Origin of the sequence: Clostridioides mangenotii TR (genome assembly GCF_000498755.1) — a bacterium.
Classification (GTDB): Bacteria; Bacillota; Clostridia; order Peptostreptococcales; family Peptostreptococcaceae; genus Metaclostridioides; species Metaclostridioides mangenotii_A.
Map to the genome: position 1 here is coordinate 67,861 of NZ_AXUS01000018.1, position 8,241 is coordinate 76,101.

An 8,241-nucleotide genomic window follows, 5' to 3' on the forward strand; every position below is an offset into this window, starting at 1 on the left:
AGGTATCATAATTTATGCCAGTAATTTACCCTTGGTATCTAGACTTAGTATAATTCCTTTAAGATGTTAGGCTTCTTTTTTAAAATATATAAATTTAATTATTAATATTCATAAGATTTTGTGCGTATATCTTTCCCTCTGAATTTAATCCGACGACACACCCATCCAGTACATAGATATCTGTGATGTTATGCCAATTTTCTAAATCCGAAAATATAGATTTATCATCTAAATCAGAAGCGGTTAAGACTGAACCATCTTGATTAACTCCAATTACATATTGATTTCCTGTTACATTATCTGAATCATATTTAGGGCCAATTTTTCCAGTCGACGATTTTTTTATATCGGTCCAAATGTCTATATCATCAGAAGGAAGAGTGAAACCTTTTACTAATACAGTTCCATCTGATTTGGTTGCTACTATTGATGTCTCTGTTGAATAAACATCTGCAATATCGTTCCAATCAGAGATACTATTTTCATTGTATATATCATGTCCTTGTGATACCAACGTTTTATCTTTTTTAAGACCTATTAAACCGTAGTCACTATTAGTGTAGAGTTTCTCTATATCGGTCCATCCTGACACATCTATATAATCAAAATTTTCTCCAGCAGATACAACTGTGCCATCTTTCTTTAGCCCAAAGACAGAGTCTGCTAATGTATATATGCTAGATATATTGACCCAATCATTTTTATTGTAGTGGTAATTGTCATAATTTTCTTCGTCGAGAAGTTTACCAGCTATTAAAACAGTACCATCGCTTTTTAAACCGATTGTATTACCATCTCCAGCCTTAACATCAACTAAGTTATTCCAGTCGTAGAGATCGCATTCAGAGTAGTCATTGTACCCAGATGCTACAGCAGTTCCGTCTTTTGTAAGTCCAACTATATGAGATGTTTTTGAAGATATAGATTTAATATTATTCCAATCTAAAACTTCATTGAAAAGAGGTTCTTCATTTTCATCGGAAATTGTATATACTACGCTACCATCATTTTTAAGCATGTATACAGTCTGGGAATAAGAATCAGAATCTCCAAGAGAATACTTGGAAGTAGAAATATGTTTAACATTATCATATCCGGAGTTTAATGTTTCAACCATATTATCAATACTATAATAGTAATCTTCAGGTGTAATATAGTTGTCTTCAGAACTAAATCCAAAATCAAATATAGATATAGCTAAGAATATAATTCCTGCTATAATTCCAAAAACATTAGATTTTTTTTTGTCATCTTTAGACTCAGTGTTTCTATAATTTTTAGGAAATACATCTTTTATAGGTATTTTATATTTATTTTTTGCAAGTTTGATTTTCTCCTTAGTACTCAAGCTAGATTTCCTTATTTTGTCTGCTTTTCTTTTTTCTGATGCCAAGATTTTTTGTACATCCTGTTGATCTTTACTAATCTTTTGAGGCTTATTTTTCAGATTGTTTTGTTTAGGCGGTTCATAATTATCTCTAGATTTATAAGGCTCAGTTTTGTTTTGATTGCTTAACTTATTTTTAGAATTATTATTAATGATTTGAGCTTTATTATCAATAGTTGAATCTGGATATTTATTTGATTGTTTTAGAGAAAAACTTAAATCATTAATATTTTCTGTTTTAGAGTTATTCCTCACATTGGAGTAAGTATCGAATTCTATTGCTACATTATTAGAATATTTAATGAAACTTAGATCATTAAACTCAATTTTTTCAAGAAATAACTCAATGTCTTTTACTCGATTATTTTTAAGGTCGATAGAGTAATCTTCACCAAATGTATTTCCAGGCTTAATATTGATAAAATCATATGAATACTTTATTTCTTCAGGTAAAATTCTTCCAACCTCGTCAATACATCTAATCTTTATAGTTACTTTTTTTATATTTTTATCAGAACAATTTTGAATGTTTAGTTGCAAAATCAGTTTATCTCTGTACTTATCGAAATATATAGTTTCATTTGTTACTCTGATACCCCAGTCTTTATATGAAAACTCTTTGTTTATATCTTTAACTATCTCGTATCTAGACCTCAACATATTATTCCCTCACTTTTTTAGTTATAGAATAGAAAATATTCTTAGTAATTTCGACATATTTTAAAAATTAATTCAGTACTTTGTGCAAGTAGAATGCCGTTTGCATAAAAGCTAATTATACATCCATCCATTATATGAATTTCTTTGATATTATTCTATTTTAGAGAAAATATTTTTATCATCAGGCTTGCAAGTAAAATCCCCAGTAGTATCATTATACCTAATTTGGGCTTGATTTTATAGCTAGTTTATTTGAGTTAGAAGAATAGAGAAGTAATAAAGATTTTATCTACCAATAAATCGTAAAAAATTAAAATCGGGAAACCATAAGTCTCCCGATTTTAATAATATTTGTACTAGTTTTATCCAACTACGCATATTTCTTTTGTATAGTTGTTTAGTATTTCGCATCCATCTTCAGTTACTAATACTAAGTCTTCTATTCTAACTCCAAGATCTCCTGATAAGTATATACCTGGCTCTATTGAGAATATCATACCTGGTTTAACTTCATCAGTATTTATAGCAGATACGTCACCTTTATCATGCATTCAAGCCCTATAGAGTGACCAGTTCTGTGAGTGAAGTACTCTCCGTATCCTTTTTCAGTTATATAGTCACGAGCAGCTGCATCTATGTCGCAGAATCTTACTCCTGGTTTTATAATAGATATAGCTCTCTTGTTTGCTTCAAGAACTATTTCAAATATTTCTCTACCTTTTTCTGGTATTTCTTTGTAGAATACTGTTCTAGTCATATCAGAGCAGTAGTTGTCTTTAACACATCCTATATCTAAAATTACAGTATCACCTGGTTTAGGAAGGTCTTTTCCTGGCATTCCGTGTGGGTTGGCAGCGTTTGCCCCAAATCCAATTATTGGATCAAATGAGAATCCATCAGCTCCTAGGTCTTCGTATATATTTGATAGTATACCAACTAATTGTTTTTCTGTACGGTCTCCAGTTACAGCTTCTTTAAGTTTAGCCATAGCTTGGTCATTTAATTTAGAAGCAAGTCTCATTGCGTCTTTTTCTTCTTCATCTTTAAATGTTCTTAGTGTATCTATTATGTAAGAAGTATCTATAAATTTGCTTCCTCCGCCTAATTCCATTAAGTTTAATAAGAATCTAGCTGGCCAGTTTTTATCAACTCCCATAGTTGCATTTTTATCTACTTCTTTAGCAATTATTTCTATAGGATTTTGGTTGTCATTGAAGTAAACGATTTCAATACCTAGATCTTGATGTATAGGGAACAGTCCATTGATGTATAATTTGTGTTTTCCGTTTACATTTAAGTAAAGCGATAACAATCTTTCACCTGGATGAATTAATTCTTCTGTTAAATAGTATATTGATGTTGGATCACTTACTAACATTTGAGTTAGATTGTCTTTTTTCATTTGTTCTAAAACTGCGTTCAATCTTTGAGTTTTCATAAAATTCTCCTCCTAAGTATAATTAACCACACTTCAATTTTATCACTAATAATATGAAAAAAGTATAGATTTATAAAAAATATAAGTAATAATTATAATTGGAATATTTTGAATAATTTAATATTAAATTTTGGTTTATAAAATAAATATGTATTATGATGAATTACTATGATATATTAGGGTAAAGCTTAGATATAAGATAACTTTTGAACGAAGTTATCGTATTTGTTGTTAATATTTTGATAACAAGCGGAGGAATAGAATATGAACACTGTAATAGTAAAAAATATTGTTTTTGGGGAAGGAATACCTAAAGTTTGTGTGCCGATGATCGGTAGAAATATCGATTTATTAAAAGAAGAAGCCCGTATATTAAAGTCTATAGATGCTGATTTAATAGAGTGGAGAGTAGACTTTTTTGATGAGGTTAATAGTATAGACAAAGTAGGAAAAGCACTATCTGAAATAAGAAAAGAGTTGAAAAATATACCTTTACTGTTCACTTTTAGGAGCGAAAGAGAAGGCGGAGAGTGTAGTGTAAGTGGGGTATACTACTACAAATTATATGATTATATAATAAAAACCGGTGAAGTAGACATAATAGACATAGAGCTATTCAGCAAAGAAATTAAAATAAGAGAATTGATAGATAAAGCGCACGGAGTAGGCGTAAAGGTAATTGTATCTAACCATGATTTCGATAAAACTCCACCAAAAGATGAGATAATATCGAGACTTTGTAAAATGCAAGAGATAGGAGCTGATTTACCTAAGGTTGCAGTTATGCCAATTAGTTCAGAAGATGTGTTGAAGCTTTTAGAGGCAACTAATTCAATGAAACAGAAATATTCAACCAGACCGATAATTGCCATTTCTATGGGACATTTGGGAGTAATTAGTAGGTTATCAGGAGAATTATTCGGTTCTTGTATGACATTTGGATCGGCTAAAGATACAAGTGCTCCAGGCCAGATTGAAGTTAAGGAATTAAAAAATATCTTAGATTTATTACATGTAAAATAATATACAGTTGACAATTTAAACTCGAAAGCATATCATAAAATATAAATAATTAAAAATTAAAATATAAGTCCTATGAAAAGGAGTAGTAATTAAATATAGTATCAGTACAGAAAGCTGAGAATGATGAGATCTCGCAAGAATTATTTAATGAATGGACCTTGGAGGTATTGAGTGAACATATATTTAACAGCAAATAGTGAATATATAATTAGCTTAAATCGTAGCTGAGCGTTAGATCAGAACTAGAGAGGCATAGTAATCTATGCAATTTAGGTGGTACCACGGAGATATGTCCGTCCTATATTTTTAGGGCGGATTTTTTAATTAAAAAAACAATAAGAGGAATAAAAGATAAAAGGAGAGTTAGTATATGAAAACAATAGGAATAATTGGAGCAATGGACGAAGAGGTAAGTATACTTTTAGAGCTGATGGAAGTACAAAAAACTGTGAATAAAGCTAGTTTAGTTTTTAATCAAGGGATAATAGAAGGAAGAGATGTTGTTTTAGTTAAATGCGGAATTGGTAAGGTAAATGCAGCTCTTTGTGCACAGATACTTATAAGTGAATTTGGAGCAGATGCAATAGTAAACACTGGTGTTGCAGGTGCCCTTAATGACCAATTGGATGTAAATGATATAGTTATATCTACTGATGCAGTAGAACACGATTTTGATGCAATAGCATACGACTATCCAAAAGGAGTAATACCTCGTATGGAGACTTCTGTATTTAAAGCCGATGAAAGACTAATTGATGCCGCATACAGTTCATCAATTAACAGTACAAAACACAATGTATTCAAAGGAAGAATTGCTACAGGTGATATATTTATAGCATCTAGAGAGCTAAAGGATTCAATAGTAGATGAGTTTGGAGCTTACTGTGGAGAGATGGAAGGCGGGGCAATAGCACATGTTTGTTATTTAAATAATACTCCATTTGTAATAATTAGAGCAATGTCAGACAAAGCTGATGATAGCGCTAATGTTACATACGAAGAATTTGTTATTGAAGCAGCACATAACTCAAAAGATATAGTATTAAACATGCTAAAATCAATATAATTTAAAATAAAAAATTAGGAGGCGAGAAAATGAGCGAAAAAAAAGTAATATTTAGTGGCGCTCAACCATCTGGAAAGATGACTTTAGGAAACTATTTAGGAGCGATAAAAAACTGGACTCTATTGCAAGATGAGTATGAATGTTACTACGGTGTTGTAGATCTTCATGCAATAACAGTTCCTCAAGAAGCAAAGACTTTAAGAGCAAATACAATGGAGCTTCTTGCTCAATATATAGCTTGTGGACTTGATCCAGAGAAAAACACAATTTTTATACAGTCACATGTAAAGGAGCATTTAGAGCTAATGTGGGTCTTAAATTCTATGACTTACATGGGTGAACTCAACAGAATGACTCAATTTAAAGATAAATCTCAAAAAAATGAAGCGAACTTAAATGCTGGTTTATTCACTTATCCTGTACTAATGGCAGCAGATATTCTTCTTTACCAAACAGATTTGGTCCCAGTTGGTGAAGATCAGAGACAGCATCTTGAGTTAGCTCGTGATCTTGCAAACAGATTTAACAATAGATATTCACCTACTTTTATAGTGCCAGAAGGATATACTCCAAAAGAGGGTGCAAGAGTTATGAGTTTACAGGAGCCAACTAAAAAGATGAGCAAATCAGATGCAGATGAAAATGCGTTTATACTTTTAGCTGACGATGCTGATACTATTAGAAGAAAAATCAAAAGAAGTGTTACAGACTCAGTTGGAGTTGTAAATTACAGTGATGAACAACCGGGATTAAAAAATCTTATAGATATATATTCAAATTTAGAAGAAAAATCAGTCGATGATATTGTAGCTATGTATGAAGGTAAAGGTTATGGAGACTTTAAAGCAGATGTAGCAGAAGTTGTTGTAGAGTCGCTTAGACCTATAAGAGAGAAATATATATACTTATTGGATAACAAAGATTATCTTAAAGAGATATACACTATGGGTGCTGAAAAGGCTCAAAGAAAAGCAGTAAAAACTTTAAGAAAAGTCTACAAAAAGGTAGGATTTACTTCTCTTTAGATATAAATACAAAAAAGCGTTATATTTATAAAGCCATAAATCATTTGCTTATTAATCAATAAGTAAAAAGTTTAGTATTTTTAAATTGCATTATTCACATACTATTCTATATTAGTAGTTAATATATAAAAAATTTATATAAAAATTTAAATATCAGAGTAGAGGTGCAAAATGGATTTCAATAAATACAAAGAAGAACTATTAAATGAAAAAGATAAATTAAATAAATTAATAGGTAAAATGGAAGACAATACTGTTTTTGGAGATACAACAAAACATACTAGTGAGAAGTATTCGTCTGGTGAGTTGTCTAGTTATGACAACCATATTGGAGATATAGGAACAGATGTATTTATGCAGGATATGCAAAATAGCCTTATAACTCATGAAGAGGGAAGGTTGTATCAAGTGGATAAAGCATTAGACCGTATAGATGAAGGAACTTATGGAACTTGTGAAGAGTGTAAAAGCAGTATAGAAAAAGATAGACTCGATATTATCCCAGAGACTAATTTATGTAATAAGTGTGCAAAAGAAATGGATAATTATCCAGATGATAGAAGGGATTTAGATAAGAATTTAATAAATAAAAAGCAATATTTTTATTCTGAATACCTTACTGACTTAACTGATTTAAACAAAAACAATGATTTAGAGGATTAAACTTATCTTGTATGATATAATGAACTTAACAATAAAATAGCATTGCTAGGGGGACTGTAGTAGTTGAGAAGGTTAAAACCTGACCCTTTGAACCTGTTAGTTAATACTAACGTAGGAAAGCGAAAAATTTGTATATTACTATAAGGCGCTTTCCATATAATGGAAGGTGCTTTTTTTATAAATACAATAAAAAGGAGATTTATTATGTCATTTTCAAGAGCTCTTAAAGAAAAAACAAAAAAGATATGGGAAGATGGATACAATCATCCGTTTGTTCAAGGATTAGGAAGTGGAAATTTAGATAAAGAATCTTTTAAGTTTTATTTAATTCAAGACTACATATACCTATTAGAATACGCAAAAGTATTTGCTAAAGGTGCGATTAAAGCTAAAAGTGAGTTTCTTATGGCAAAGTTTACAGAAGCTCAATACGGAATATTATGCAATGAGATGAGTTTACACAGAGAGTACATGAAAGAATATGGAATAAATGCAGAAGAAGTGGAGGAAGCAAAGCAATCTCTATTTAACAGAGCATATACATCAAATATGATGGCTGTTGCAGAGACTGGGGATGTTACAGAAATATTGGCAGTAGTGTTTCCATGTGCTTGGACTTACCACGATTATGCTACAAGACTTAAAGAGCAGTATAAAGACAATTTGGAAGGTAACTTTTATAGATCTTGGATTGAAAGTTATGCTGGAGATGAATTTAAAGAATCGTTTGATTGGTTCTATGATGAAATAGATAGACAATGTAAAAACAAAACTGAAGAAGAATTAATAAGGCTTGAAGAGATATTTGAGATGGGAGTTCAAATGGAGTATTTGTTTTGGGATATGGCTTATAAACAAAAGATGTCTTATTAAATTTTCTTTTACAAAAAATAAGAGGATATTCCGGATGGAATTCCTCTTTAAATTTTAGTTATTTTGATGTGATTATTATTTATTATCTTTATATATTTATCTAACA

6 protein-coding genes, 1 pseudogene, 1 riboswitch and 1 other annotated feature are annotated in these 8,241 nt (G+C 30.6%); of the genes and pseudogenes, 5 read left to right on the forward strand and 2 right to left on the reverse strand.

Features of this window, described 5'->3' with window-relative positions:
• Positions 1–94: 94 nt before the first annotated feature.
• Positions 95–2,047 carry a hypothetical protein gene (locus T473_RS0110520; protein ID WP_024621875.1) on the reverse strand — a complete coding sequence of 651 codons (1,953 nt, stop codon included), beginning with the start codon at positions 2,045–2,047 and terminating at the stop codon, positions 95–97.
• 362 nt (positions 2,048–2,409) lie between these two features.
• Positions 2,410–3,485 (reverse strand): annotated as a pseudogene (locus tag T473_RS16635) (M24 family metallopeptidase).
• Between the two features lie 264 nt (positions 3,486–3,749).
• On the opposite strand from T473_RS16635, the gene aroD reads away from it, so the two are divergent.
• The 5 genes from aroD (at position 3,750) to tenA (ending at position 8,135) form a co-directional block, all read left to right on the forward strand.
• Positions 3,750–4,508 carry a type I 3-dehydroquinate dehydratase gene (gene aroD / locus T473_RS0110530; protein ID WP_024621876.1) on the forward strand — a complete coding sequence of 253 codons (759 nt, stop codon included), beginning with the start codon at positions 3,750–3,752 and terminating at the stop codon, positions 4,506–4,508.
• Positions 4,509–4,571: 63 nt separating this feature from the next.
• Positions 4,572–4,812: a binding site (T-box leader), on the forward strand.
• Positions 4,813–4,878: 66 nt separating this feature from the next.
• Positions 4,879–5,574, forward strand: coding sequence for a 5'-methylthioadenosine/adenosylhomocysteine nucleosidase (locus tag T473_RS0110535; protein ID WP_024621877.1), 696 nt, complete (start codon positions 4,879–4,881; stop codon positions 5,572–5,574).
• Positions 5,575–5,603: 29 nt separating this feature from the next.
• Positions 5,604–6,599 carry a tryptophan--tRNA ligase gene (gene trpS, locus T473_RS0110540; protein WP_024621878.1) on the forward strand — a complete coding sequence of 332 codons (996 nt, stop codon included), beginning with the start codon at positions 5,604–5,606 and terminating at the stop codon, positions 6,597–6,599.
• Positions 6,600–6,770: 171 nt separating this feature from the next.
• A complete protein-coding gene (locus T473_RS0110545) occupies positions 6,771–7,262 on the forward strand; it encodes a TraR/DksA family transcriptional regulator (protein WP_024621879.1) in 492 nt (163 codons plus the stop codon).
• A 37-nt stretch (positions 7,263–7,299) separates the two neighbouring features.
• Positions 7,300–7,397: riboswitch (TPP riboswitch) on the forward strand.
• 69 nt (positions 7,398–7,466) lie between these two features.
• Entirely contained in the window at positions 7,467–8,135 is a 669-nt protein-coding gene (tenA, locus tag T473_RS0110550) for a thiaminase II (RefSeq protein ID WP_024621880.1), read from the forward strand.
• Positions 8,136–8,241: the final 106 nt, after the last annotated feature.